General features: G+C 73.1%; 22 protein-coding genes. 9 read left to right on the top strand and 13 right to left on the bottom strand.

Annotated features, from left to right (window positions below; all coding sequences use genetic code 11):
- Positions 1–25: 25 nt before the first annotated feature.
- Positions 26–919, top strand: a complete 894-nt coding sequence (gene purU / locus D0Z67_RS12515) for a formyltetrahydrofolate deformylase (RefSeq protein WP_031184116.1) — start codon at positions 26–28, stop codon at positions 917–919.
- 12 nt (positions 920–931) lie between these two features.
- Here purU and D0Z67_RS12510 read toward each other — a convergent pair whose 3' ends face one another.
- Both D0Z67_RS12510 and D0Z67_RS12505 read right to left on the bottom strand, forming a co-directional pair.
- Positions 932–2,122 carry a maleylpyruvate isomerase N-terminal domain-containing protein gene (locus D0Z67_RS12510; protein WP_078873733.1) on the bottom strand — a complete coding sequence of 397 codons (1,191 nt, stop codon included), beginning with the start codon at positions 2,120–2,122 and terminating at the stop codon, positions 932–934.
- Entirely contained in the window at positions 2,119–2,691 is a 573-nt protein-coding gene (locus D0Z67_RS12505) for an RNA polymerase sigma factor (protein ID WP_031184118.1), read from the bottom strand. Before D0Z67_RS12505 ends, D0Z67_RS12510 begins: the two co-directional genes overlap by 4 nt.
- 338 nt (positions 2,692–3,029) lie before the next feature.
- On the opposite strand from D0Z67_RS12505, the gene D0Z67_RS12500 reads away from it, so the two are divergent.
- Together D0Z67_RS12500 and D0Z67_RS12490 are read left to right on the top strand one after the other, a co-directional pair.
- Entirely contained in the window at positions 3,030–3,410 is a 381-nt protein-coding gene (locus tag D0Z67_RS12500) for an STAS domain-containing protein (RefSeq protein WP_031184119.1), read from the top strand.
- A 500-nt stretch (positions 3,411–3,910) separates the two neighbouring features.
- Positions 3,911–4,411, top strand: coding sequence for an ATP-binding protein (locus D0Z67_RS12490; protein WP_031184120.1), 501 nt, complete (start codon positions 3,911–3,913; stop codon positions 4,409–4,411).
- 296 nt (positions 4,412–4,707) lie between these two features.
- Here the strand turns inward: D0Z67_RS12490 and D0Z67_RS12485 are convergent, their stop codons facing one another.
- The gene (locus D0Z67_RS12485; protein ID WP_031184121.1) at positions 4,708–5,727 is read right to left on the bottom strand and encodes a GlxA family transcriptional regulator; all 1,020 of its coding nucleotides are present in this window, start codon (positions 5,725–5,727) and stop codon (positions 4,708–4,710) included.
- 38 nt (positions 5,728–5,765) lie between these two features.
- On the opposite strand from D0Z67_RS12485, the gene D0Z67_RS12480 reads away from it, so the two are divergent.
- Positions 5,766–7,094, top strand: coding sequence for an MFS transporter (locus tag D0Z67_RS12480; protein WP_078873735.1), 1,329 nt, complete (start codon positions 5,766–5,768; stop codon positions 7,092–7,094).
- Between the two features lie 157 nt (positions 7,095–7,251).
- Here the strand turns inward: D0Z67_RS12480 and D0Z67_RS12475 are convergent, their stop codons facing one another.
- On the bottom strand, positions 7,252–8,430 hold the full coding sequence (locus D0Z67_RS12475) for a flavin-containing monooxygenase (RefSeq protein WP_131589642.1): 1,179 nt from the start codon (positions 8,428–8,430) through the stop codon (positions 7,252–7,254).
- 166 nt (positions 8,431–8,596) lie between these two features.
- Here D0Z67_RS12475 and D0Z67_RS12470 point away from each other — a divergent pair, with 166 nt between their 5' ends.
- A complete protein-coding gene (locus D0Z67_RS12470) occupies positions 8,597–9,454 on the top strand; it encodes a GNAT family N-acetyltransferase (RefSeq protein ID WP_031184124.1) in 858 nt (285 codons plus the stop codon).
- Between the two features lie 6 nt (positions 9,455–9,460).
- Here the strand turns inward: D0Z67_RS12470 and D0Z67_RS12465 are convergent, their stop codons facing one another.
- Together D0Z67_RS12465 and D0Z67_RS12460 are read right to left on the bottom strand one after the other, a co-directional pair.
- Positions 9,461–10,147, bottom strand: a complete 687-nt coding sequence (locus D0Z67_RS12465) for a pyridoxine/pyridoxamine 5'-phosphate oxidase (RefSeq protein ID WP_031184125.1) — start codon at positions 10,145–10,147, stop codon at positions 9,461–9,463.
- Between the two features lie 115 nt (positions 10,148–10,262).
- Positions 10,263–10,898 (bottom strand): TetR family transcriptional regulator, encoded by a 636-nt coding sequence (locus D0Z67_RS12460; protein ID WP_031184126.1) that lies wholly within the window; start codon positions 10,896–10,898, stop codon positions 10,263–10,265.
- Between the two features lie 135 nt (positions 10,899–11,033).
- On the opposite strand from D0Z67_RS12460, the gene kbpA reads away from it, so the two are divergent.
- Both kbpA and afsK read left to right on the top strand, forming a co-directional pair.
- Positions 11,034–11,762 (top strand): AfsK-binding protein KbpA, encoded by a 729-nt coding sequence (kbpA, locus tag D0Z67_RS12455; protein ID WP_031184127.1) that lies wholly within the window; start codon positions 11,034–11,036, stop codon positions 11,760–11,762.
- A 192-nt stretch (positions 11,763–11,954) separates the two neighbouring features.
- Entirely contained in the window at positions 11,955–14,303 is a 2,349-nt protein-coding gene (gene afsK, locus D0Z67_RS12450; RefSeq protein ID WP_031184128.1) for a protein serine/threonine kinase AfsK, read from the top strand.
- Positions 14,304–14,468: 165 nt separating this feature from the next.
- Here the strand turns inward: afsK and D0Z67_RS12445 are convergent, their stop codons facing one another.
- The 6 genes from D0Z67_RS12445 to D0Z67_RS12420 all read right to left on the bottom strand — a co-directional run bounded on the left by D0Z67_RS12445 (position 14,469) and on the right by D0Z67_RS12420 (position 21,227).
- Entirely contained in the window at positions 14,469–14,660 is a 192-nt protein-coding gene (locus tag D0Z67_RS12445) for a hypothetical protein (RefSeq protein WP_031184129.1), read from the bottom strand.
- A 225-nt stretch (positions 14,661–14,885) separates the two neighbouring features.
- Entirely contained in the window at positions 14,886–17,825 is a 2,940-nt protein-coding gene (gene afsR / locus D0Z67_RS12440) for an SARP-family global regulator AfsR (protein ID WP_031184130.1), read from the bottom strand.
- A gap of 129 nt (positions 17,826–17,954) precedes the next feature.
- Positions 17,955–18,737 (bottom strand): ABC transporter permease, encoded by a 783-nt coding sequence (locus D0Z67_RS12435; protein WP_031184131.1) that lies wholly within the window; start codon positions 18,735–18,737, stop codon positions 17,955–17,957.
- Entirely contained in the window at positions 18,734–19,753 is a 1,020-nt protein-coding gene (locus tag D0Z67_RS12430; RefSeq protein ID WP_420824433.1) for an ATP-binding cassette domain-containing protein, read from the bottom strand. The genes D0Z67_RS12435 and D0Z67_RS12430 overlap by 4 nt, the downstream gene beginning before the upstream one ends.
- Before the next feature lie 45 nt (positions 19,754–19,798).
- Entirely contained in the window at positions 19,799–20,641 is an 843-nt protein-coding gene (locus D0Z67_RS12425) for a DUF4097 family beta strand repeat-containing protein (RefSeq protein ID WP_031184133.1), read from the bottom strand.
- Positions 20,642–20,720: 79 nt separating this feature from the next.
- Positions 20,721–21,227, bottom strand: a complete 507-nt coding sequence (locus D0Z67_RS12420; RefSeq protein ID WP_031184134.1) for a toxin-antitoxin system HicB family antitoxin — start codon at positions 21,225–21,227, stop codon at positions 20,721–20,723.
- A gap of 183 nt (positions 21,228–21,410) precedes the next feature.
- Between D0Z67_RS12420 and D0Z67_RS12415 the strand changes: the two genes are divergently transcribed.
- Positions 21,411–23,996 (top strand): bifunctional FO biosynthesis protein CofGH, encoded by a 2,586-nt coding sequence (locus D0Z67_RS12415; protein ID WP_031184135.1) that lies wholly within the window; start codon positions 21,411–21,413, stop codon positions 23,994–23,996.
- Positions 23,997–24,055: 59 nt separating this feature from the next.
- Positions 24,056–24,622 carry a hypothetical protein gene (locus tag D0Z67_RS29660; RefSeq protein ID WP_031184136.1) on the top strand — a complete coding sequence of 189 codons (567 nt, stop codon included), beginning with the start codon at positions 24,056–24,058 and terminating at the stop codon, positions 24,620–24,622.
- Positions 24,623–24,630: 8 nt separating this feature from the next.
- Here D0Z67_RS29660 and D0Z67_RS12405 read toward each other — a convergent pair whose 3' ends face one another.
- Entirely contained in the window at positions 24,631–25,158 is a 528-nt protein-coding gene (locus D0Z67_RS12405; protein ID WP_031184137.1) for a DUF2165 domain-containing protein, read from the bottom strand.
- Positions 25,159–25,170: the final 12 nt, after the last annotated feature.

The following is a 25,170-nucleotide window of genomic DNA, read 5'->3' as shown; positions in this document are numbered from 1 at the left end:
TGCCCGGCGTGAGATCGTGTAGTGCATGAACGAGCAGCCCAGCCGCGCCTCCGCCCCGGCCGACCCGTCGGCGGACCAGTACGTCCTCACCCTCTCCTGCCCGGACAAAAAGGGCATCGTGCACGCCGTGTCGAGCTACCTCTTCATGACCGGCTGCAACATCGAGGACAGCCAGCAGTTCGGCGACCACGACACGGGTCTGTTCTTCATGCGCGTCCACTTCTCGGCGGCCGCCCCCGTCACGCTGGAGAAGCTGCGGGCGAGCTTCGCCGCGATCGGTGACTCCTTCCACATGGACTGGCAGATCAGCCGGGGCGACCAGAAGATGCGGATCGTGCTGATGGTCAGCAAGTTCGGGCACTGCCTGAACGACCTGCTGTTCCGGGCCAGTATCGGCGCGCTGCCGGTGGAGATCGCGGCCGTGGTGTCCAACCACACGGACTTCGAGGAACTGGTGGGGTCGTACAACATCCCCTTCCACCACATCCCGGTGACGCGGGACACCAAGGCGCAGGCGGAGGCGCGGCTGCTGGAGCTGGTGCGGGAGGAGGGGGTCGAGCTGGTGGTCCTCGCGCGGTACATGCAGGTGCTCTCGGACGACCTCTGCAAGGCGCTCAGCGGGCGGATCATCAACATCCACCACTCCTTCCTGCCGAGCTTCAAGGGCGCCAAGCCGTATCACCAGGCTCATGAGCGGGGGGTCAAGCTGATCGGGGCCACCGCGCACTACGTCACCGCGGACCTCGACGAGGGGCCGATCATCGAGCAGGAGGTCGAGCGGGTGGGACACGACTCGACGCCGGACCAGCTGGTGGCCATCGGGCGGGACGTGGAGTGCCAGGCGCTGGCTCGGGCCGTGAAGTGGCATGCCGAGCGGAGGATTCTGCTCAACGGGCGCCGGACCGTCGTTTTCGCCTAGCCGAGTTGCCTCTCACATCCGGCTCAGTGAGGCCGTTGCCGTCAGGACGTCCCTGATCGCCTTCCTGTCGCCCCGCTGGCCCGCCGTCGTCTCCTCCGGGGTCAGGTGGCCCGCTGCCAGGCGGCAGAACTCCACTCCGTCCAGGGCCACATGGGCCACCTCGTGTTCGGGGACGGGATCGGAGGGGGAGTCCAGGGGGATCAGCCACTGGCCGCCTGCCGCACCCTCGATCTCCAGGCGGAGGCTGCGGCCCGGGGTGGCCGGCGGGGCGGTGCCGCGCTGGGCGGCCACCGCCAACGGCAGCATGCGGGCGGCGAGTTCGATCATGCGGCTCAAGTGCCGTGGGGCGGGCGGGTCGTAGGGATACTCCACCGCCCTGGCGATGTCGTCCGCGTGCACCCAGCACTCGAAGGCGCGGTCCACCATCGCGTCCCGCAGCGGCAGGGTGAAGTCGCCGTACCCCACCGGGAATCCGCCCGAGCCGCCGGTGAACGACACCGTGCGCAGCAGCTGGTGGCTCTGGTCCCGCCAGCGGGCGCGCACCGCGCGGGTCTGCGGGAAGTGCGAGGCGCGCCAGAACGCCTCGGTCCGCCCGGCGGGCCCGGCCGCGCCCCGTACGTCCCGCTCCGCCCCGGTGACGGCCTCCGTCAGCGGGTCCGCCAGGCCGAGCGCGGTCGCCACCATGCCGTCGACCGACAGCAGATGCGCGATCACCCCGGCGACCGTCGTCCGGCGGGTGGCGGGCACCCCCGACTCGAACCAGCGCAGCCGTACCGGCGTGTGCCACTCGGCGTCGCCGAAGTCCCGCAGCAGCGCGTCCAGGCGGGCGGTCTCCGCGTCGTAGGAGGCCGCCCAGTCGGGGACCGGGATGCGCGGCGGGCGGCGGCGCAGGCAGTTCTCCAGCACCCGGTTGCGCAGGGTCGGGTCGACCTCCAGGCTCTCCGGGCGGTGCAGCAGGCCGACCGCCTCCCGCAGCCGCCGCGCCTCGTCGGCGCAGGCCCCGCACGTGCCGAGGTGCTCCTCCACGGCGTCCGCCTCCGCCGTCGAGCAGGCGGCCAGTGCCCAGGCGCCGAGCAGCGAGCGCAGCACCTCGTGCGGGAGGTCGAGCCGCTCGGGCCCGGCGGGGGAGCGGGGCTCAGGCACGCGCTCGGTCGCGCCGTCCGGACGCCCGGCGGCAGCCCGGGAGTGGTGCGGGTCGGTCATCGCGGACCCCCGAGCCCCGGCGGCGCCCCGGTGTCGTGGGCGGTGGAGAGCAGTTGCAGGCCGAGGCGGAGCCGGCGGCGGGCCTCGTCCTCGGTGACGCCGAGGTCGGCGGCGGCCTGGCGGTAGTCGCGCCGCTGGAAGTAGGCCAGCTCCAGCGCGGCCCGCAGCGGATGCGGCATCGAGTGGGCGATGTAGTCGGCGCGGGCGGCGACGGAGGCGTGCCGTACCCGGGCCTCCAGGGCGGCCAGCTCCTCCGGGGAGCCGCCGCCGAGCGCGGCCGTCTCGGTCTCGCGCAGCCGCTCCACGGCCAGCCGCTGGGTCGTCGCGGCGATCCAGGTACGCAGCGGGCCCTGCCGGTGGTCGTAGGTGTCGGGGTGCTCCCAGACATGGGCGAAGACGTCGCGGGTGACGGCGGCGGCTGCCGTGTCGTCGCCCACCACCCGGTGCGCGAGGCCCTGTACCAGGGAGGCGAACCGGTCGTACAGCTCGCCCAGGGCGGCGGCCTCACCGCGCGCGAGCCGCTGCTGCATCATGCGGTCCCAGCGGGGCGGTACGTCCTTGGCCGGCATGCGGTTCCTCCCCTCGCCCTGTCCAGGGTGCGCCAGGCGTCCCCTCGAATGTAGTCGGCAGGTCCGACGGTGCACGCCCCTTTGTGTCAATGCGCGCCCCGGGGAGCGCCGCAGGTGATAGGGGTCTCTTCACACCGTCTTCACTTATCTCAAGCCCATCTCCGATCGAAGTACGATCGAACCCGATCGACAGTGACCGAAACAAGCCCTATGTCGATCCCTCCGCGGTTTGCGGTTCCGTGTTTCAGGGAAACGGCCGCTGGGCAGCCGCGCGGAAAGAACCGAAGGAACTGCTTCCATTTCCGGGTGGTTCCGCAAGATCCGCCGAGCGGAGAGGTGTGGCCGTGGCTTTCGAAGTGACCGGCACCGAACGGGGCGAGTGGGCCGTGCTCCAGGTGGCCGGCGAACTGGACCTGGTGACCTCGCCCGTGCTGCGGCAGCGGGTGCACGACGTGGTCGCGGAGGGGAGCCACAGCCTGGTCCTCGATCTCTCCGAGGTCTTCTTCTGCGACTCCAGCGGGGTCGGCGTGCTCATCGCGGCCCGTCGGCTGATCCGCTCCTGCCAGGGCCGGCTGCGGCTGATCCTGCCCGACCGGGGCGCGGAGGACGGTTCGCACGTGAACCGGGTCCTCGGCGCGCTCGGGGTGCGCCGGCTCTTCGACGTCCGCCCGGATGTGGAGTCCGCCACCGCCGACGAGGCGGGATCGCTGTCGGCCTGAGCGCCGTCATGACCGACGTGAGCGCCCTCGGTGCCACGATCCTTGGCCTTGGATGTCGCGGATCGTGGCGAAAACAGGTCACGCAGCGTGGAGATGATTCCCGTACTCCGACTGTGACTCGTCACGGCCCGGAGTCGGACGACGCCTCGGGTACCTTGGGTGGGATGCGAGTGACCGCGACCGCGAGTGCCACCGGTGAGGCCCCGCGCGCCGCCTGTTCGACTCCCCGGCGCGTGCGTCGCACAGTATGCCGCACGAGTACTCCTTCGCGCGGGAATATGCCCGAAGCGCTTGTTGGGGTGACTGTACGTCAACCATGCTGTCTCGTAAGGGAATCACGTTCCGTAACGCTTGCTCTGGCCGTTGTTCTGGCCATGCAGAAAATGGCTACGATCGTGGCCCTCGTCGTGCGGTTCGTCGCGGTTCGCGCCGCGGCGGCGGGTCGTCGTGCGGTCATGTGTCCGCCGGTTCGGATGGTGTGAGCGGTGCAGGTGCTTCAAGTGACGCTGGAGATCCGGCCCGACCCCGAAGAGGTGGGGCGGGCGAGGGAGTGGGCCCGGTCGCGGCTCGCCGGGCTGGGCATAGCGGCCGACGAGCCGCTGGCCGAGACGCTGATCCTGCTCGTCTCCGAGCTGGTGACCAACGCGGTGGTGCACACCGGGCGCCCGGCGCTGCTGCGGCTGTCGCTGCCCGGCGGCCCGCCCGCGCCGCCCGTGCCGCCCGCCGGGGCCGATCCTGCGCCCTCGGTGACGGTCCGGCTGGAGGTGGCCGACGCCAGCTCGCGCGCGCCCGTGCCGCGCTGCGCCGGGCGCGAGGCCACCGGCGGCCGGGGGCTCGCCCTCGTCGACTGCCTCGCCGACCGCTGGGGCTGGAGCCCCGAGGGCGCCGGCAAGAGCATCTGGTGCGAACTGGACCGCTGCTCCCAGCCCCGTGAGAGCGCGGCTCCGGCGTGCGGGGTTCAGCCGGCCGCCTACGAGGATCTGCTCTTCGAGGCGTTCTAGGGCGCGTTCCAGGAAGTGTTGCAGGACGCGTTCTGGCCAAGTTCGCCCGTTTCGCGCGGGGGGCGTGCGCCGGGTGTGCTTCCGTGCGCGCCCGATGTGAAGTGGGCATAGGGCATGAATCGTCGTACCGGTGTTGACGGGTGGTACGCGCGTTGCGGAGGCTTGGGGACGGCGATTCGCCGCGAGGGGACGGCGAGGGCATGCGGGGGTGAGTCCTCGTCGAGTGTGGGTCGCACCGGCCGGTGGTGACGGGGGCAAGGGGGGGGGGACGCGCCGCCGGCCGGTCCCGCCCGCGCTCAGCCCGCCCCGGTGGCGGCGCCCGCGCGGAAGGTGCGCCGGTAGGCGGTCGGTGTCACGCCCAGCGCCTGCTGGAGGTGCTGGCGCATCGACTGCGCCGTGCCGAACCCCGCGTCCCGCGCGACCTGATCGACCGAGAGGTCCGTCGACTCCAGCAACTGCCGCGCCAGCTCGACCCGTTGCGCGGTGAGCCACTGCCCCGGACTCACCCCGGCCTCCTCGCGGAAACGCCGGGTGAAGGTGCGTACCGACATCGCCTCCCGCTCGGCGAGGTCCCGCAGCTGGAGCGGTTCGTGCAGCCGGCCCAGCGCCCAGGCGCGGGCGGCCGTGGTGGTGGCCAGCTGCGGCTCGGGCAGCGGGCGGTGGATGTACTGCGCCTGGCCGCCGTCCCGGTGCGGCGGGACGACCATGCGGCGGGCCACGTCGTTGGCGACCGCCGTGCCGTGGTCGCGGCGCACCATGTGCAGGCACAGGTCGATCCCGGCGGCGACCCCCGCCGAGGTGAGCACGTCGCCGTCGTCGATGAACAGCACGTCGGCGTCCACCCTGACCTTGGGGAACAGCTCCTGGAACCGGGCCGCGTCGGCCCAGTGCGTGGTCGCCGGGCGCCCGTCCAGCAGACCGGCGGCGGCGAGGACGTACACGCCGACGCAGATCGAGGCGAAGCGGGTGCCGGGGCGTACGAGGGCCAGGGCTGCGGCGAGTTCGGGGGTGAGCCGTCCTTCCTCGAAGACCGGGCCGAGTTCGTAGGACGCCGGGACGAGCACCGTGTCCGCCGTCGCCAGCGCCTCCGGGCCGTGCGGTACGTCCACCGCGAAGTCGGCGGCGGTCTCGACCGGGCCCGGCGGGCGGATCGAGCAGGTCACCACCTCGTACAGCGGGCGCCCCCGGTCGTCCGTCGGGCGGCCGAAGACGCGGTGGGGGATGCCGAGTTCGAAGGGGATGAGGCCGTCGAGCGCGAGGACGGCGACGCGATGCGGGCGGAACGCGCCGTCCACGGGCGGGGTCTCAGCGGTCATGGCCCGATCCTAGCGAACACTGTCCTTCGGGCCACTCGATGCGTACGGGCCGTGCCGGGACCCTGGAGCACGTGACCCAGACCCGTCCCGCCCCCGCCCCCGTCCAGGACGCACCGCGCCGCCGGCGTGTGCACCGCGCCTGGTTCGTCGCCGCTGTCACCTTCGTCACGATCGTCGGCGCGGCCGCCTTCCGGTCGCTGCCCGGCCTGCTGATCGACCCGCTGCACGCCGAGTTCGGCTGGTCGCGCGGCACCATCGGCGCGGCCGTCTCCGTCAACCTCGCGCTCTACGGGCTCACCGCGCCGTTCGCCGCCGCGCTGATGGACCGCTTCGGCATCCGCCGGATCGTCGCCATCGCGCTGACCGTGATATCCCTCGGCGCCGGACTCACCGTGTGGATGACGGCGCCCTGGCAACTCATGCTCTGCTGGGGCCTGTTCGTGGGACTCGGCTCGGGGTCGATGGCGCTGGCGTTCGCCGCGACCGTCACCGGGCGCTGGTTCACCGAGCGGCGCGGGCTGGTCAGCGGCATCCTGACCGCCGCGTCCGCCTCCGGCCAGCTGGTCTTCCTGCCGCTGCTGTCCTGGATCGTGGAGCACCACCACTGGCGCCCGGCCGCCGTCACGGTCGCGCTGGCCGCGCTCACCGTCGTCCCGTTCGTCTGGCTGTTCCTGCGCGACCACCCGGCCGACGTGGGCCTGAAGCCGTACGGGGCCACGGAGTTCGTGCCCAAGCCGCCGCCGGTGACGGGGGCCGCGCGCCGGGCGCTCACCGTGCTGGCCTCGGCCGTGCGCACCGGCCAGTTCTGGCTGCTCGCGGGCAGCTTCGCCATCTGCGGTGCCTCCACCAACGGGCTGATCCAGACCCACTTCGTGCCCGCCGCCCACGACCACGGCATGCCCGCACAGGCGGCGGCCTCGCTGCTCGCGGTGATCGGGGTGTTCGACGTGCTCGGCACGATCGCCTCCGGCTGGTTCACCGACCGCTTCGACTCCCGGCGGCTGCTCGCCACGTACTACGCGCTGCGCGGCGTCTCGCTGCTGTTCCTGCCGATGCTGCTGGGGCCGGCCGTGAAGGTGCCGATGGTGTTCTTCATCGTCTTCTACGGCCTGGACTGGGTCGCCACCGTGCCGCCCACCCTGGCGCTGTGCCGGGAGCGGTTCGGGGAGGACAGCGCGATCGTCTTCGGCTGGGTGCTCGCCTCGCACCAGATCGGCGCGGCCGTCGTCGCCTGGCTCGGTGGCTTCGCCCGCGACGTCTTCGGCAGCTACGACATGGTCTGGTACGCGTCCGGGTCGCTGTGCGCGGCGGCGGCGCTGATGTCGCTGGTGATCCGGCGCCGGCCCGCAGCGCTCGCCGTGGCTTAGGGCCTCTCGTTTGGATCAGGCCGGGCTCGCGTGCCCCGGTGCCGCGCCTCGCCGCGTTGTCGTCACTCGCCATGGCTCCGCCATGACTCCCTCCTCCGCCTTGCGATCCACGGCACCGGACCCCGCTCCCTGATCCGGCCTGATCCAAACGAAAGACCTAACGCAGGCGCCGGGCCACCGATTTGGCGATCTTCTCCGCGTCGATCGCCAGCTCGCGGAACATGCCGCTGATGGGGTTGGTGAACCCGGTGAAGTACAGGCCGGGGGCGTCCTTCGGGGTGCGGGCGCCGTGGACGGTGGGCCGTCCGCGCTCGTTCAGCACGCCGAGGTGGCCCACCAGGGAGTCCAGGCCCCGGCTGTACCCGGTCGCCGCGATCACCGCGTCCGGCGCGATCCGGGTGCCGTCGGCGAGGGCCACCTTGCCGTCCTCGAACCCCTCGACGGCGGCCACGATCTCCACCTTGCCGGTGCGCACCGCGTCGATCAGGCCGACGTCCTGCACGGGGATCGCGCCCTGCCGGACCCTGCTGTACAGCCCGGCCTCCGGACGCGGCAGCCCGTGCGCGGAGAGGTCCGGGGTGCTGAGGCGGGCCATGGGCCGGGCGAGCCGGTCCACCAGCCGCACCGGCAGCCGCCGCACCACGATCCCGGTGTACTGCGCCGCCCAGCCGGCCGTGGAGCGGCGCACGATGTGCGGCGCAGTCCGCACCGCCAGCCGCACCCGCGAGGCACCGCCCGCCACCAGGTCCACGGCGATCTCCGCCCCGGTGTTGCCGACCCCGACCACCAGCACGTCCCGGCCCTCGAACGGCTTCGGGTTCCGGTACGACGAGGCGTGCAGCAGCTCGCCCTCGTAGCTCTCCGCGCCGGGCCACTCCGGCAGGCGCGGGGTGTGGTTGTGGCCGGTGGCGACCACCACGGCGGCGCCGGTCAGCTCGCGTCCGCCGGAGGCGTGCAGCAGCCAGCCCGCGCCGTCGGCGGCCTTCTCCACCCGGAACACCTCGACACCGGTGACGATCTCCAGCCCGTGGTGTTCCGCGTACTTCTCCAGGTACCGGACCACGTCGTCCCGCGCCACCCACCGCCCGAACCTGCGCGGTATCGCGAGGCCCGGCAGCGCCGACAGCCGCCGGGTGGTGTGCAGCCGCAGCCGGTCGTAGTGGCGCCGCCAGGACGCGCCCACCCGGTCGCTCTTCTCCAGCACCACCGCCCGCACCCCGCGCGCCCGCAACGCGTACGCGACCGCGAGACCGCCCGGACCAGCCCCGACGACATAGACGGGACGGTCGGCGGGGGTCGCGGAGAGGTCCGTGAACGAAGCACGCGAGTCGGCCATAGCGCGAGCGTATTCACCCACCCGATTGATGGGTCTCGGTCAAGACCGGAATCGGTTGCGGATTGATCACGGCTGGGTACGGCATGCGGACAGAACGCACCGGAACACCCGCGCCGCGCGCGAAATCGCCGTGCCTGAAAAGAAGTCAGGGACTCAGGATGGGCGTATGGAGCCCCGTGTCTGGCAGTTGACCGACGACCTGGCCGAATTCCTGGACGTGGCAGGCGACTTCCTGCGCTCCAGACCCGCCCTGCACACCGTCACGCTCACCGTCGCCGAGGCGCTGCGCACGCGAGGCCCCTACACCCACGGCACCGAGCCGCCCCGCTTCGGCATGCTCCGCGACGCGGACGGCGTCGTCCGGGCGACCCTGCTGCACACCCCGCCCCGCCCTCTCCAGCTCACCCCCCTCGGCCCGGAGGAGGCGGCCGCGCTGGCCGGCCGGCTCGCGGAGGCGGGCCACCGGGTCCCCGGCGTCTGGGCGGAGCGGGAGACCTCGGCGGCCTTCGCCTCCGCCTGGCAGCTGCGCACCGGGGTGACGGCCGAGCAGTCCCAGCGGCAACGGCTCTACCGGCTCGCCGAGTTGACCCCGCCCGACCGGGTGCCGCCTGGCCGTGCCCGGGTGGCGGGCGCGGCCGACCGGGAGCTGCTGGCGCGCTGGTACACGCAGTTCGCGGCGGACACCGGCGAGCGGGCTCTCCAGGACCCCCTCCAGTGGGCCGACTCCCGCCTCGCGCACGGCGGCGCCACCTTCTGGGAGACCCCGGACGGCACCCCGGTCTCCCTCGCCGGGCACCTGCCGGAGAGCGCCGGGCAGATCCGGGTGGCTCCCGTCTACACCCCGGCCGCCCTGCGCGGCCACGGCTACGCGGGCGCGGTCACCGCCGAGGTGAGCGGGCGGGCGGCGGCGACCGGGGCCGAGGTGCTGTTGTTCACCGACCTGGCCAACCCGGTCTCCAACCGGCTCTATCAGCGGCTCGGCTACCGCCCGGTCGCGGACTTCGCCACCTGGACGTTCGCCTGACCGCCCTCACGGCCACAGCAGGCACCGCTCCCAGCCGAACTCGGTGCGCCGGTACTCCAGGCGGACGTGGCGGCGGTCCGGGTCGCCCTGGAAGAACTCCACCGTGCGGGGGTGGAGACGGTAGAGGTTCCAGGTCGGGGCGGGTGTCGTGGGGTGCTCGCGGGCCTGGGACCAGGCGTCCTCGGAGGCCCGGCGCAGCTCGGCCAGCGAGCCGAGGTCCTCGCTCTGCCGGCCGGTGAGGGCGGCGGCCAGGGCGCCGGTGGAGCGGGCCCGGAGGTCGGCCTGGGCGGCCTCGGCGGGGGCGGCCGTGACCGGGCCGCGCACCCGGACCTGGCGGCCCAGCGCCGGCCAGTAGAAGGCGAGGGCGGCGTACGGGTGGGCGATCAGGTCGCGCCCCTTGCGGCTGGTGGAGTGGGTGCCGAAGGTCCAGGCGTCGGCGTCGGCGCCGTGCAGCAGCAGGACGCGTACGTCCGGGCGGCCCTCCTCGTCCACCGTCGCCAGGGACATGGCGTGCGGCTCCGGCTGGCCCGCCCGCGCCGCGTCGGCCAGCCAGGCGGTGAACAGGGGGAGCGGGGTCGGGGGAGCGGTGTCCGGGTCGAAGGGCCGCAGCTCGGTGATGTCCGGGGACCAGACCTTCAGGGAGCGCAGCAGCCCGTCGAGTTCGTCGGGTGCCTGATGTGCCTCGTGTGCCATGAGCCCGAGTATCCGCCGCCGCGTCCCTCCCCGGACACGGCGACAGGCGGTGGTCCACGCCGAGGTGGACCACCGCCTGCCAGACAGGACTTGGGGCCGGTGCGGGTGCCGGTCGCTACTTCGTGGGCTTCTTGCCGGTCACTCCCAGATAGATCAGCAGCGCCAGGTTCGGCTTGATCTCGGCCTGCTTCACACCCCAGGCGGTGAAGCCCTTATGGTGGGCCGCGACCGAGGCCAGCATGGTGACGAGGGAACCGGCGATCGCCGCCGGGTTCACGTCCTTGTCCACCCGGCCCTTGGCCTTCAGCTCGGTGACCGCCTCGGAGAGGGAGCCGTTCACCGCGTTCAGGATCTTCATCCGCAGCTTGTTGAACCGTTTGTCGCCCTCGGCCGCCGCCAGGTCGACCACGCGCAGGATCGCGTCGTGGCGCCGGTAGAAGTCCAGGAAGCCGTCCACCAGGTCCTGCGCGGTCTGCCACCCCGCCTTGCCGGTCCAGGTGCGCCCGGCCAGCAGCTCGGTCAGTTCGGCGCTCTCGGCGGCCATCGAGTCGGCGATCTCCAGGACGGCGCCCTCGACGTCCGGGAAGTACTGGTAGAAGGTCGCGGGCGAGGTGCCCGCCTTCCGCGCGACATCGATGACCTTGACATCTCGGTACGGGGAGGAGCTGAGCATCTCGCTGAGGCAGTCGAGCAGCTTCTGCCGGGTCGCCTGCCCACGCCGGCCGGCCACCCGGCCGTCGACGGTACGCACTTGTCCTGTCATGCCGTCAGCTTACCGACGGGGGGCAGGAGCGCGATTCGGCCGACTGCAAATGGGGTGCGACCCCGGCAGAGGCAAGCTTTCCCTGGTCCTGCGGGGTGCGCGGGTCCCGGTTACTTTGACGACATGGCCGAAAACAGCGCATCGATGTACGGAGAGGGCACACCCTGCTGGGCGGACGCCCAGCTCCCCGACGTCGAGGCGGGCAAGCGGTTCTACGGCGAGCTGTTCGGGTGGACCTTCGACGGGGAGGACGCCCCCGGCGGCTCCGTCTGGGCCCGGCTGGACGGCGAACCGGTCGCCTCCCTCGCGCCCAAGACCGACGGCCGGATGCCCACCGTCTGGACGGTGTACTTCGCCACCCCGGACGCCCGCGCCCTGACCGCCAGGATCACCGAGGCCGGCGGCCGCCTGATCTCCGGCCCCTTCGCGGTGGCCGACCTCGGTGCCGCCGCCCTGGTCACCGACCCCGAGGGCGCGGTCTTCGGGCTGTGGCAGTCCGACGGCCACCGGGGCTTCGGACGCCGCCACGAGCCGGGCGCCTTCGTGTGGACCGAGCTGTACACCCCCGAACCCCGCGCCGCGAACACCTTCTACGGCGATCTCTTCCACGAGGCCCTCTTCGGCTCCGGCGCCGATCCCGACTTCGGCCGCGCCCTGATCACCGACGTGTTCCCGGCCGAGATGCCCGCGCACTTCCTCGTCCACTTCCGCGTCGGCGACCTGGACGCCGCCCTCGCGGTCGTCCGGCGCCTCGGCGGCCGGGTCCAGGTGCCGCCCTTCGACGCGTCGTACGGACGGGTGGCGGTCGTCACGGACAATCAAGGGGCGTCCTTCGCGCTGCTGACCCGGTGACGGGGTGCCGCGGGGGCGGTGAAATGACGGGATAGGGCACGAGACACCCCGATTCGCCACCGGGTTCGCAACCGGCCGCCCGGCCAGGAAGAATCGGGGTGCGTGCCGCCAGGGCGGTGCGGTGGTGAGACGCTGCACTTCGGTCGCGTCCAAAGGCGGAAGACGCGGCTCGTACGGGGAGGTGGCAGGCAAGTGGTGGATCAGCTTACGCAGCACGATCCGCGGCGGATCGGGCCGTTCGAGGTGCTGGGCCGGCTGGGCGCCGGCGGCATGGGGCTGGTCTATCTGGCGCGCTCGGCGTCGGGGCGGCGGGTGGCCATCAAGACGGTCCGCACGGAGCTGGCCGAGGACCAGCTCTTCCGGGTCCGCTTCACCCGCGAGGTGGAGGCGGCCCGCGCGGTCTCCGGCTTCTACACGGCCGCCGTCGTCGACGCCGACCCGCGTGCCGCGGTGCCCTGGCTGGCCACCGCGTACGTCCCCGCGCCCTCGCTCGAGGAGATAGTGAACGACTGCGGGCCGCTCCCGGCCCAGGCGGTGCGCTGGCTCGCGGCGGGCGTGGCCGAGGCGCTCCAGTCCATCCACGGCGCCGGGCTGGTGCACCGCGACCTGAAGCCGTCCAACGTGCTGGTGGTCGAGGACGGCCCCCGGGTCATCGACTTCGGCATCGCCTCCGGGGTGTCCAACACCCGGCTGACGATGACGAACGTCGCGGTCGGCACCCCCGCCTACATGTCGCCCGAGCAGGCCAAGGACTCCCGCAGCGTCACCGGCGCCAGCGACGTGTTCTCGCTCGGCTCCACCCTGGTCTTCGCCGCCACCGGACACCCGCCCTTCCACGGCGCCAACCCGGTCGAGACGGTGTTCATGCTGCTCAGGGAGGGCCCCGACGTCACCGGCCTGCCCGACGAGCTGCGCCCGCTGATCGAGGCGTGCATGCAGATGGAGGCGCCCGGCAGACCCTCCCCGGCCGACCTCCAGGCACAGCTGGCCCCGCATCTGTTCGGCTCCGGCTCGGACGACTCCGGCACCGCCTCCGCCTGGCTGCCGGAGAAGGCCGTCGCCCTCATCGAGTCCCGCCGGGGCGGCCGTCCGCCCGCCAAGCCCGCCCCGCTGCCGCCCGGCCCGCGCAGCGCCGGCCGCCCGGCCGTGCCCCCGCCGCCGTCCTACGACCCGGTCGTCCTGGCGCCCGCCCCGGTGCCGTCCGGCGGCCCCGGCACCGGACCGGTGCGGCTGGCCGGTCTGGAGGTGCCCATCGGGCCCGGCCCGCGCGTGGCCGACGCCCGCGCCGCCGCCGTGAAGGCGCCGCCGCCGGAGGCCGGCCTGGTGGCGAGCTGGTCCCGGCCGCGCCCCGGCGTCAACGGCGCCGACCCCGCCGTACCCCCGGTGCCGGCGCAGCTGCCGGAGACCTCGGCGGGGTGGCGGCCCTGGCGGTTCCGGATGTCCAACGACGTGTGGGGCACCCCGTCGGTCGACGGGGACCTCGTCTACGTCACCTCCTTCGAGGTGCACGCCCTGGACGTGGCCACCGGGCGGCGCCGCTTCAAGACGCGGGACGTGGCCTGGTCCATGGCGGTCGCGGACGGCCGTATCCACGCCTCCGACGGGCCCACCCTGTTCGCGCTGGACGCCCGCGAGGGCACCGACCTGTGGCGGGTGTCCACGGACGCCTGGGTGTACTCGCTGCACGCCGACCACGGCACGGTCGTCACCGGTACGCGCGGCGGCGGGGTGCAGGCGTGGGAGGCGGCGGCCGGGCGCAAGCTCTGGGAGATCTCCGGCTGCCAGACCGACTTCGAGTCGCCCGAAGCCGGCCCCGCCGTGCACGACGGCACGGTCTACGTCTGGCAGGACGCCCGGCTGCGCGCCCTGGAGGCCCGCACCGGCGACGAGCGCTGGTCGTACCCGATCGGCGACGCCGCCTCCTGCGGCGGGGTGCCGGTACGGGTGACCCCGGCGGCGGACGGCTACGTGTACGTCAGCGCGGGCAGCCGGGTCCTCGCCGTCGAGGTGTCGACCGGCCGGGTGCGCTGGCACTTCGAGGCCCCGGCGGTGTTCCTGTCGCCGCCCGCCTTCGTGCCGGGCCCGGCAGTCACCGGCGGCGGGGTCTACCTCGCCGACTACCTCGGCACCGTCTACGCCCTGGACGCCACCGACGGCCGCGACCGCTGGCGCATCGCCACCGAGGCCCGCTCCTCGGTGGAACCGGTGCTGGTGGCGGCCGGGCACGTGCACGTCGGCAGCGGCAAGGGCCTGTACACGCTGGACGCGGTCACCGGCACGCCCAAGTGGCGCTTCCAGGCGGGCGGCGACGTGGTGGGCGCCCCCTCGGTCGCCGAGGGCCGTATCCACTTCGGCTCCACCGACCACCTGCTGTACACCCTGAAGGCCGACGACGGCCGGCTGCGCTGGAAGCTCGCCACCGGTGGCGAGATCACCGGCTCACCGGTCGTCAAGGACGGCGTGGTGTACGCGTGCAGCAAGGACCGCTGCGTGTACGCGCTGGACGCGGAGAAGGGCACCGGGACGGCCCGCACGAGCTGAGGGGCGCACGCGAGGGACGGAGCACACGGAAACGGCCGGGTCCCCCGACCCGGCCGTTCCGTGTTCCCCCGTGTTGTTCCCCCGGTTCCCCCGGTTTTCCCGTGCGCCGCGGCGGCTCCCCCTCCGCTCCGCCGCGGCCCACGCCCCCGTGCGTGTGTGCCGCGCCTAGCGCGGGTCGCCCACGGTGATGTGGCTCTCCAGCGTGGTGACGTCGTCCAGGTCGCCCTTGGCCTTCTCCTCGCCGGTGATGTGGCTCTCCTGCGGCGCCACCTCCGGGGCGGCCGCCGCCTTGGCGCCCTCACCGGTGATGTGGCTCTCCTGCGTGGTGACTTCGTCGGACTTCTTGGCGTCGCTCATCGACGGACTCCGTTGCTCTGAGGTGTGCTGTTGTGGCCGGGGCCGCCCGGCCGCTCCCCCGAGGGCTTCCGGACGGACCCGGTCACAGCCGGCCACCGCGTCAGCGGCCGACGGCACTACCGATCCGCCCGCCCCCGTGACGACGAATCGGCTGCGAGAAGACTGCACGGGCACGATAAACGAACGATGAACGCCTGGTCCCGCGCATTTCGGCGGGGCGGGCCCTCACCCGGCCGTCGCGGGGGACAGCAGCGCGCGCAAGGAGGCCGCCTCCGCCGAGCCCAGCCGGTCGTAGACGCTCAGCGCCTCCGTCCAGCAGGCGCGGGCCCGGTCCGTCTCGCCCAGCGCGTCCAGGGACTTGCCCAGCACGGTGAGCACGCCCGCCCGCCGCCAGTCGCCGCCCACGTGCAGCAGCACCGACAGCGACTGCTCGGCCAACGCGGCCGCCGCCGCCGGGCGTTCGCCGAGCCGCACCTCGGCGAGGCGGAACAGCGTCATGCCCTCCCAGAGCCGCTGCCTGCTGTCCCGGAAGATGGTCAGTGCCTCGGAGAGCCGCGCCTCCGCCTCCTCCGCCCGCCCCGACTCGGCCAGCGCCAGACCGAGCGCGTAACTCCCGTTCGCCAGCCGGACGGTGAGGCCCAGGTGCCGGTAGACGGCGACGCCGGACTCGGCCAGCTCCACCGCGCTGTCCACCCGGCCCATCGACAGGTGCACCCGCGACAGGTTGCACAACGCGCTCGCCTCGCCCGGCAGGTTGCCGTCGGCGCGGTAGGCGGTGAGGGTGCGCTGGAGGTAGGTCTCGGCCTCGGCGTGCCGGCTGCGGTACGCGGCTACGATCCCGCGCTCGCTGGGCGCGTTGCAGTCGATCCACGGGTCCCCGGCCGCACCGGCCAGCTCCACCGCCCGCTCGGCCTCCGCCTCCGCCTCGTCGAACCGGCCCGCGTTGAGGTGCACTTGGGCCAGCGTGGTGCGCGCCCGCCCCTCCACCAGCGCGTCCCCGGCCTTGGCCGCCGCGTCCCGGACGGTGGTGGCCGCCGTCCCGAACTGGTGGGCGTTGGCGCCCGATTCGGCGAGGTCCTTGGCGACGAGCAGCAGGTCCACCGCCCGGCGCAGGCTGCCCTGCGCCACCGACTGCCGTACGCAGGCCAGCAGGCAGTCGGCCTCCGCGTACAGCCAGTCAAGGGCGTCCTGGTGCCCGCCGAAGGACAGCCCCTCGTGGTCGTAGGGGTGCAGGTGCTCCACGGTCCGGTCGCCGGGGCGCTCGATGGCGTACACCCGCGCGGCGGTGGCCAGGTAGAAGTCCAGCAGCCGGGACAGGGCGGCGGCCCGCTCGCCGGGCTCGCGCTCGTCCCGCTCGGCGCAGGCACGCGCGTAGAGCCGTACGAGGTCGTGGAAGCGGTAGCGGCCGGGGGCGGCGGACTCCAGCAGCGAGGTGTCGACCAGCGACTCCAGCAGGTCCTCGGTGTCCTCCGGACCGAGGTCCAGCAGCGCGGCGGCGGCCGCCAGCGACAGGTCGGGGCCGTAGGCGAGGCCCAGCAGCCGGAACGCCCGCGCCTGGGCGGGTTCCAGCTGGCCGTAGCCCAGCTCGAAGGTGGCCTTGACCGCGAGGTCGCCGGCCTGGAGCTCGTCCAGCCGGCGCCGCTCGTCCGCCAGCTTGGCCGCGAGCACCGAGGTGGTCCAGGTGCGGCGAGCGGCGAGCCGGGAGGCGGCGATCCTGATGGCCAGCGGCAGGAACCCGCAGGCGGCCACCACGTCCAGCGCGGCCTTCTTCTCGGCCGCGACCCGCTCCTCGCCCACGATCTTGGTGAACAGCGACAGCGCCTCCTCGGGCGACATCACGTCCAGGTCCACCAGATGCGCCCCGGCCAGCCCGACCATCCGCACCCGCGAGGTCACCAGCGCCGCGCACCCCTCGGTGCCGGGCAGCAGCGGTCTGACCTGCGCCGCGTCCTTGGCGTTGTCCAGCAGCACCAGCACCCGGCGCCCGTCCAGCACCGACCGGTACAGCGCGGCCCGCTCCTCCAGCGACTCCGGCACCGCCGAGTCCGCCGTGCCGAGCGCCCGCAGGAACGAGCCGAGCACCGTCTGCGGCTCCGCCGGGCGGGGGCCCGCTCCCTGGAGGTCGACGTAGAGCTGGCCGTCGGGGAAGGCGGCCCTGGCCCGGTGGGCGACGTGCACCGCGAGGGTGGTCTTGCCGACGCCGCCGATCCCGGCCAGCGCGGAGACCGCCATCACCCGGCCCTCCTCCTCCGAGGCCGACGCCAGCACGTCGCTCAGCTCGGTCACGAAGGAGGACCGGCCGGTGAAGTCCGGCACCGAGGCGGGGAGTTGTGCGGGGCGCACGAGGACCACGGGAGGTGCCTCGGCGGCGGAGGCGGGTTCCGCGAGCGCCGGGTCGGCCCGCAGGATGCGCTGCTGGAGGTCGCTGAGCCCCGCACTCGGGTCCACGCCCAGCTCCTCGGCGAGCAGGCGCCGGGTGTCCGCGTAGACCGCGAGCGCCTCCGCCTGCCGGCCGCTGCGGTACAGGGCCAGCATCAGCAGCTCGCGGAAGCGTTCGCGCAGCGGGTGCTCGGCGGTCAGCGCGGTCAGCTCGGAGACGGACTCGGCGTGGCTGCCCTGCTCCAGGTCCATGTCCAGTCGGGACTCCAGGAGTTGGAGCCGCCACTCCTCCAGCCGGACCCGCTGGGCCTCCGCGTACGGTCCGGGGACGCCCGCCAGGGCCTCGCCGTCCCACAGCGCCAGTGCCCGGTTCAGCGACTCGCGCGCCTGGCCCAACTCCCCGCCGCCGCGCGCCTTCTCCGCCTGCGCGGCGAACTCCTGGGCGACGACCAGGTCCAGCGGGGCGAGCGTGCGGATGGCGTAGCCGCTGGACTCGCTGACCAGGACGCCGGGTTCGAGCACCTTGCGCAGCCGGGACGCGTAGGTCCGCACGGCCGCGAGCGCCCTGGGGGGCGGTTCGGTCCCCCAGAGCGCGTCGATCAGTTCGGCCGCGGTGGCCGTACGGCCCTGCCGGAGCAACAGGGCCGCCAACAGGGCGCGTTGCTGCGGAGACCCGGTGGCGACCGGCGCTTCCCCGCGCCAGGCCCGCACCGGCCCGAGCACTCCGAACCGCAGCACGGCGGAACCGGAGACCCGCTGCTCCGGCATCCGCGGCCCACCGTCCATGCGTTCGCCCCCTAGCCAGTCCGACTTCCCGAGCCAGTTTGCCTTCTTCACGCCACTTGCGTCAGCCGTGGGAGACGCCGATCACAAGGCGGCGCGGGGGACTCCACAGAGTTTTTACACTTCGCGGGCTCAGCGCTTGGTGGTGCTGTTGAACAGCGAGCGGGACCAGATGTAGCCGACCAGGGCGATCCCCGCGCACCAGGCGAGCGAGATCCAGCCGTCGTTGCCGATCGCGGAGCCGGTGAGCAGGCCGCGCAGGGTCTCGATCATCGGGGTGAAGGGCTGGTGCTCGGCGAACCAGCGCAGCCCCGGCGACATCGACTCGGCCGGCACGAACGCGGAGCCCAGGAAGGGCAGGAACTGCACCAGCAGCGGCTTGTTGCTGGCGGATTCCACGGTCTTGGAGATCAGCCCGAGCGCCACCGACAGCCAGGTCACCGCGAACGCGATGGCCGCGAGGAACCCGGCGGCCGCCAGCCACTCCAGCGGGGTCGCGTCCGGCCGGAACCCGAGGGCGAGCGCGACCCCGATCACCAGGACCAGGCTCACCATGGTCTGCAGGACGCTGCCGATGACATGGCCGGTCATGAAGGACGAGCGGGTGATGTTCATGGTGCGGAAGCGGTTGATGATGCCCTCGGTCATGTCCGAGCAGACCGCGATCGAGGTCGACATCGCCCCCGCCGCCACGCCCATCACGACGACACCGGGGACCAGGTACTCCAGGTAGGCGTCCCGGCCGCCGCCCATGCCACCGCCGATCGCGCCCCCGAAGGCGTACACGAACAGCAGCAGCATCAGGATCGGCAGCATCGAGCTGCCGAGCGAGACGGCCGGGTAGCGGACGGCGTGCTTGACGTTGCGCCGCAGCATCGTCATCGAGTCCTGCACGGCGTAGGTGAGTGTGCTCATCGCTGGGTCTCCTCGAGGGTCTGGTCGGCGCTGACGTGGAGCGGGGTGCCGGTGGTGCCCTGGCCGGTGAGCGCGAGGAACACGTCGTCCAGGTCGGGGGTGTGCACGGAGAACCCGGCCGCCTGCACCCCGGCCGCGTCGAGCCGGTCCAGCAGGGCGCGCAGGGCGTCCAGGCCGCCGTCGCCGGCCACCCGGAGGGCGAGGTTCTCGTCGTCCCGCGCGGCACCGGGGAAGGCGTCCGCCGCGCGCTCGTAATCGTCCGGGCCGGTGAACCGCAGCCGTACGTGGGCGCCCGGGATACGGGCCTTCAGCTCGTCGGCGGTGCCCTCGGCGACGATCCGGCCGCCGTCGAGGACGGCGATCCGGTCGGCCAACTGGTCGGCCTCCTCCAGGTACTGGGTGGTGAGGAAGACCGTGGTGCCGCCGGCGACCAGGGTGCGGACGGTGTCCCACATGGTGCGGCGGCTGCGCGGGTCGAGCCCGGTGGTCGGCTCGTCCAGGAAGATCACCCGCGGGTCGCCGACCAGGGTCATGGCGAGGTCGAGGCGCCTCCGCATGCCGCCGGAGAAGGTCGCGGCCCGCTTGTCCGCCACGTCGGCGATGTCGAACCGCTCCAGCAACTCCCTTGTGCGGGACCGGCCTTCGCGCTTGCCGAGGCGGAGCAGGTCGGCCATGAGGAGGAGGTTCTCCTCGGCGGTGAGCAGGTCGTCCAGCGCGGCGAACTGGCCGGTGACCCCGATCGCGGAGCGCACGCCGTCCGGTGCGGTGGTGATGTCGTGGCCCGCGATCCGGGCCTCGCCGCCGTCGGGGGCGACGAGGGTGGAGAGGATCTGGACGGTGGTGGTCTTCCCGGCGCCGTTCGGCCCGAGCAGGGCGAACACGGTCCCGGCGGGGATGGTCAGGTCGATGCCGTCCAGCACGGTCTTGTCGCCGTAGGACTTGCGCAGGCCGGTGACGGAGACGGCGAGGGTGCCGTCGAGGGTTGTTCTGGGCGTGGGCATGACAGGTGAAGGCATGAGGCCCTCCTGAGGGCGGGAGTGGGAAGCAGGGGGGGGCGGTGCTCAGGCGTGGGCGCGCAGGATGTCGATGTTGCCCCAGTTGGTGCGGGCGTGGATCTTCACGGTGTCCTCGGTGTGCTCCGGCGCTCCGGCGGAGGCGAGCGCGTTGCGCACCTGGCCGTGCGCGGAGCTGACGTCGAGCCAGGCGGCGGTGCCCTCGCGGACGCCGATCTCGATCGAGCCGTGCGCGGTCTCCAGCTGGACCTCCCCGCGCGTTACTTCGGCGACCCGGAGGGGGCCGTTGCTCGTGGTGCCGGTGACCGACGCCCCGGCGCGGCCGATGTCGATGCCGCCGTTGGCGCCGCTCACGCGGAGGTCGCCGGTGACGGCCTCCAGGACCGTGGTGCCGTTGGAGTTCTTCAGGACGGCGGGGCCGTCGATGGTGCCGACCCGGATGGTGCCGCTGCTGCTGGTGATCTCGGCGGCGCCGTCGACCCGGTCCACGATGACCGAGCCGTGGGCCACGGTCAGTTTCAGCGGGCCGGTGGCGTCGAGGCGTACGTCACCGGTGGAGGTCTTCACCCGCACCTCGCCGAGGCGGCCCTCGCCGAGCACCTGGGTCCAGGAGCCGGTCACCTCGGCGGAGGAGCCCGCGGGCAGGTGGACCGTGACGTCGACCAGGCCGGAGGGGCCGATGAGCAGCCGCTCCCGCGTCCGGACGGTCAGGGCACCGGCCGCGTAGCCGACCTCGGTCTGCTCGGCGGCCCGTACGTCCTTGTCCCGCTCGGGGTCGCGGGGCGCGACCCCGACCACGGTGTCCGGGCGGTCACCGGCCGCGAGCCGGAGGGAACCGGCGCCGATGTGCGCGGTGACGGCGATGGGCTGAGGGGTGTCGAAAGTAGGCATGGCTGTCCCGTCCTCTTGGCTCGTCAGGTCGTCTCCGCAGGTGGGAGACGTGAAAGGGGTGAGAAGTGGAGCGGTGCTGCTAGCGCACCCAGCCCGTGAAGCTCTGGCCGATCGTGCGGGTCTTCTCGGCCGGGCGCGGCCGGCCGCCGCCGTCGACCGCCGTCGAGACGGCGCGCACCAGCCAGGCGTTGACCGACAGGCCCTCGCGGCCCGCCGCCTCCTCGGCGCGCGCCTTCAGGTGCGCCGGGAGCCGGAGGTTGACGCGGGCGGTGCCGCCCTCGTCGGTCTCGGGGACCGGCTGGGGTGCGACCGGCTCGGCCGCTTCCGCCGGGGCGGACTCGGCCGGCGGCGCGGTGACGACGAACTCGGGGTCCAGACCGCGCAGCCGTACGTCGACCGAGCCGGGGGCCAGCTCGCGGGTGATCTCGTCCATCGCGGCGGAGAGCACGTGGAGCATGGTCAGGCGGGTCGCCGACTCCAGTGGAGCGGTGAGCCGCTCCGCCAGCTCGCGCGCCTCCTCGCCACCGGCCTCGGCGGCCACCGCGAGTTCCCGGCGGAGGGTGTCGACATACGGGGTGAGGTCCATGGCATTAGCTTGGCACCATTGTGGCGCCATGGCAACCCCTATTGGCACCACATGGCGCCGAGTGGTGCCATGTGGTGCCACTCGTGGTGCCGCTCGGGTGTCGTTCGGGTGCCGCGGAGGTGTCGCCCAGCCCGCCCGAAAAGCGCCCGTAGCTCACGATCACGCCGAACGTATGCTCAGGGAATGACGACTTCCGCGACCCCCGGAACCGGCCCCACCGAGAACTCCATGCGTCGCGCCCTCAAACGTGCCCGTGACGGTGTCGCGCTCGACGTCGCCGAGGCGGCGGTGCTGCTCCAGGCCCGCGGCGAGGCCCTCGACGACCTCACCGCGTCCGCGGCACGGGTACGGGACGCGGGGCTCGACGCGGCGGGGCGGCCCGGCGTCATCACGTACTCCAAGAGCGTCTTCATCCCGCTGACCCGGCTGTGCCGCGACAAGTGCCACTACTGCACCTTCGTCACCGTCCCCGGCAAGCTGCGCCGCGCGGGACACGGGATGTTCATGTCACCGGACGAGGTGCTGGACATCGCCCGCAAGGGCGCCGCGCTCGGCTGCAAGGAAGCGCTGATCACCCTCGGCGACAAGCCCGAGGACCGCTGGCCCGAGGCGCGCGAGTGGCTCGACGCGCACGGCTACGACGACACGATCGCCTACGTACGCGCCATCTCCATCCGCATCCTGGAGGAGACCGGCCTGCTGCCCCACCTCAACCCCGGCGTCATGAGCTGGACCGACTTCCAGCGGCTCAAGCCGGTCGCGCCGAGCATGGGCATGATGCTGGAGACCACCGCCGAGCGCCTGTGGTCCGAGCCCGGCGGCCCGCACTTCGGCTCCCCGGACAAGGAACCCGCCGTACGGCTCAGGGTGCTGGAGGACGCCGGCCGCTCCTCCGTCCCCTTCACCTCCGGGCTGCTGATCGGCATCGGGGAGACGTACGAGGAGCGCGCGGAGTCGCTGTTCGCGCTGCGCAAGGTCTCCCGCGCCTACCACGGCGTCCAGGAGCTGATCATCCAGAACTTCCGCGCCAAGCCCGACACCGCGATGCGCGGCATGCCGGACGCCGAGCTGGACGAGCTGATCGCCACCGTCGCCGTCGCCCGGCACATCATGGGCCCGTCCGCCTGCCTCCAGGCCCCGCCCAACCTCGTCGACAGCGAGTACGAGCGGCTGATCGGCGCCGGGATCGACGACTGGGGCGGGGTATCGCCGCTCACCATCGACCACGTCAACCCCGAGCGCCCCTGGCCGCAGATCGAGGAACTGACCGAGCGGTCGCGTACGGCAGGCTTCGAGCTGCGCGAACGACTCTGCGTCTACCCGGAGTTCGTCCGCAGGGGCGAACCCTGGCTCGACCCCCGGCTGCGCCCGCACGTCGCCGCCCTGGCCGATCCGGAGACCGGCCTCGCCCGGCCCGGCGTACTGCCGAAGGGCCTGCCCTGGCAGGAGCCGGAGGAGGTGTTCACCGCCACCGGCCGCACCGACCTGCACGCCTCCATCGACACCGAGGGCCGCACCTCCGACCGGCGCGACGACTTCGACGAGGTCTACGGCGACTGGGCCGAACTGCGTGAGGCCGCCGCCCCCGGCATGGTCCCCGAGCGCATCGACACCGACGTCCGCGAGGCCCTGCGCACCGCCGCCGACGACCCGGCGAAGCTGACCGACGCGGAGGCGCTCGCGCTGCTGCACGCGGACGGGCCGGCGCTGGACGCGGTGTGCCGGATCGCGGACGACGTGCGCAAGTCGGTGGTCGGCGACGACGTCACGTACATCGTCACGCGGAACATCAACTTCACCAACGTCTGCTACACCGGCTGCCGTTTCTGCGCCTTCGCCCAGCGGCGCACCGACGCCGACGCGTACACCCTCTCCCTGGACCAGGTCGCGGACCGCGCCCAGCAGGCGTGGGACGTGGGCGCGGTGGAGGTCTGCATGCAGGGCGGCATCCACCCGGACCTGCCCGGCACCGCGTACTTCGACATCGCGCGGGCGGTGAAGGAGCGCGTCCCCGGCATGCATGTGCACGCCTTCTCCCCGATGGAGGTCGTCAACGGCGCGATCCGTACGGGCCTGTCCATCCGGGAGTGGCTGACGGCGGCCAAGGAGGCCGGACTCGACTCCGTCCCCGGCACGGCGGCCGAGATCCTCGACGACGAGGTGCGCTGGGTGCTGACCAAGGGCAAGCTGCCCACGGCCACCTGGACCGAGGTCATCACCACCGCCCACGAGCTCGGCATCCGCTCCTCGTCCACGATGATGTACGGCCATGTCGACCAGCCCCGGCACTGGCTGGGCCACCTGCGCACGCTGGCCGGAATCCAGGAACGCACCGGCGGCTTCACGGAGTTCGTGACCCTCCCCTTCATCCACACCAACGCGCCGGTCTACCTCGCGGGCATCGCGCGCCCCGGCCCGACCATGCGGGACAACCGCGCGGTCACGGCGATGGCGAGGCTGCTCCTGCACGGCCTGATCCCCAACATCCAGACCAGCTGGGTCAAGCTCGGCACCGAGGGCGCGGCCGAGATGCTGCGCTCCGGCGCGAACGACCTGGGCGGCACGCTGATGGAGGAGACGATCTCCCGGATGGCGGGCTCGTCCTACGGCTCGTACAAGTCGGTGCGCGACCTGGAGGCGGTCGCGGAGGCGGCCGGACGCCCGGCGAAACCGCGCACCACCCTCTACGGCGAGGTGCCGGAGGAGCGGGTGTCGGCGGCCCGCGCGTCGGACGGGCACCTGCCGGAGCTGTTGCCCCTCGTGGACTGAGTACGATGATCCGACCCCGGATCTGAGAAGGGGCCCCACAGCGGAGGAGATGCGTACCCGTGGCTGCCCTACTGCCCTCCTGGGCCTGGGTCTCCGGACTGACGGTCGCGGCGACCGCCGCCGTCGTCGCCCTCGGCGTCCAGGCCGACCACGGCCCGCACCCCACGGCGGCCCCAGCGGCCCACACCCGCCCCACAGCCTCCGCCTCCCCGACCCCGTCCGCCACCCCCACCCCTTCCGGCCCACCGGCACTGCCGGAGGCGTCGGGGGTGGGGCGGCGGATCGTGTACGCGGTGGGGGCGCATCGGGTGTGGCTGGTGGACGCGACGGGTCAGCCTTCGCGGACGTTCACGGTGTGGGCGGGGACGGTGGACCCGAAGCCGGGCCGGTACTCGATCACCGCACGCACGGCGGCGACGGTCGGCTCGGACGGTGTGAAGGTGGAGCACATCGTCTACTTCACCGCCGTCTCGGGCGTGAACATAGGCTTCTCCAACGCCCTCGACGGCTCCTCCCCGCCCCCGGCGAACGGGGCCCAGACCGGCGGCATCCGCCTCCACAAGGAGGACGGAGCCGCACTGTGGTCCTTCGGGGACTACGGGACGAAGGTGTCGGTCGTCGAGTAGCTCTGCCGCTATCGCTCGTCGCGGGCCGGCAAGTGGTTGATGATCAGGGCCACTCCGCTCAGGAGGAAGACGCGGGTGGCCGCGTCCACGCCGTTCCAGGTCTTGGACTGCCACATGGCGAACCATTCGCCGCCGATGGCGATGAAGCCGGCGCCGAAGAGCAGGATCAGCATCAGCAGGCCGTACGTGGAGAAGCGGCGGGCGCGGGCGTTGTCGCGGCGGGCCCAGAGCCAGGTGCCCCACACGAGTACGGCTGCCGCCGCCGTCTCCCACGCGATGATCGCCACATAGGCGGTGTCCTGGAGGGCGGTGCTGGTGATCGCCCGCCACATCAGGTGGTCGTCCTTGAACGTGGTGTCCATCGCCAGGACGTGCCGCACGTACTGCTGGTTCGTCCCGAAGTCCGTGATGTTGCCTACGGCGACGAGGGCGATGTACAGCGCGAGCACGCCGGTGAGCACGGTGGCGGCAAGGCCCAGCCCCGAGCGGGCGGTACGGGCGGAGTCGGCGGGGGCCGCAGAATCGGTCATGGTCATGACCCGAATACT

The sequence above is a fragment of the Streptomyces seoulensis genome, assembly GCF_004328625.1.
GTDB classification, from domain to species: Bacteria; Actinomycetota; Actinomycetes; order Streptomycetales; family Streptomycetaceae; genus Streptomyces; species Streptomyces seoulensis.
Note: the sequence above shows the minus strand (reverse complement) of the source record. Positions and strands in the feature narration are given on the sequence as shown.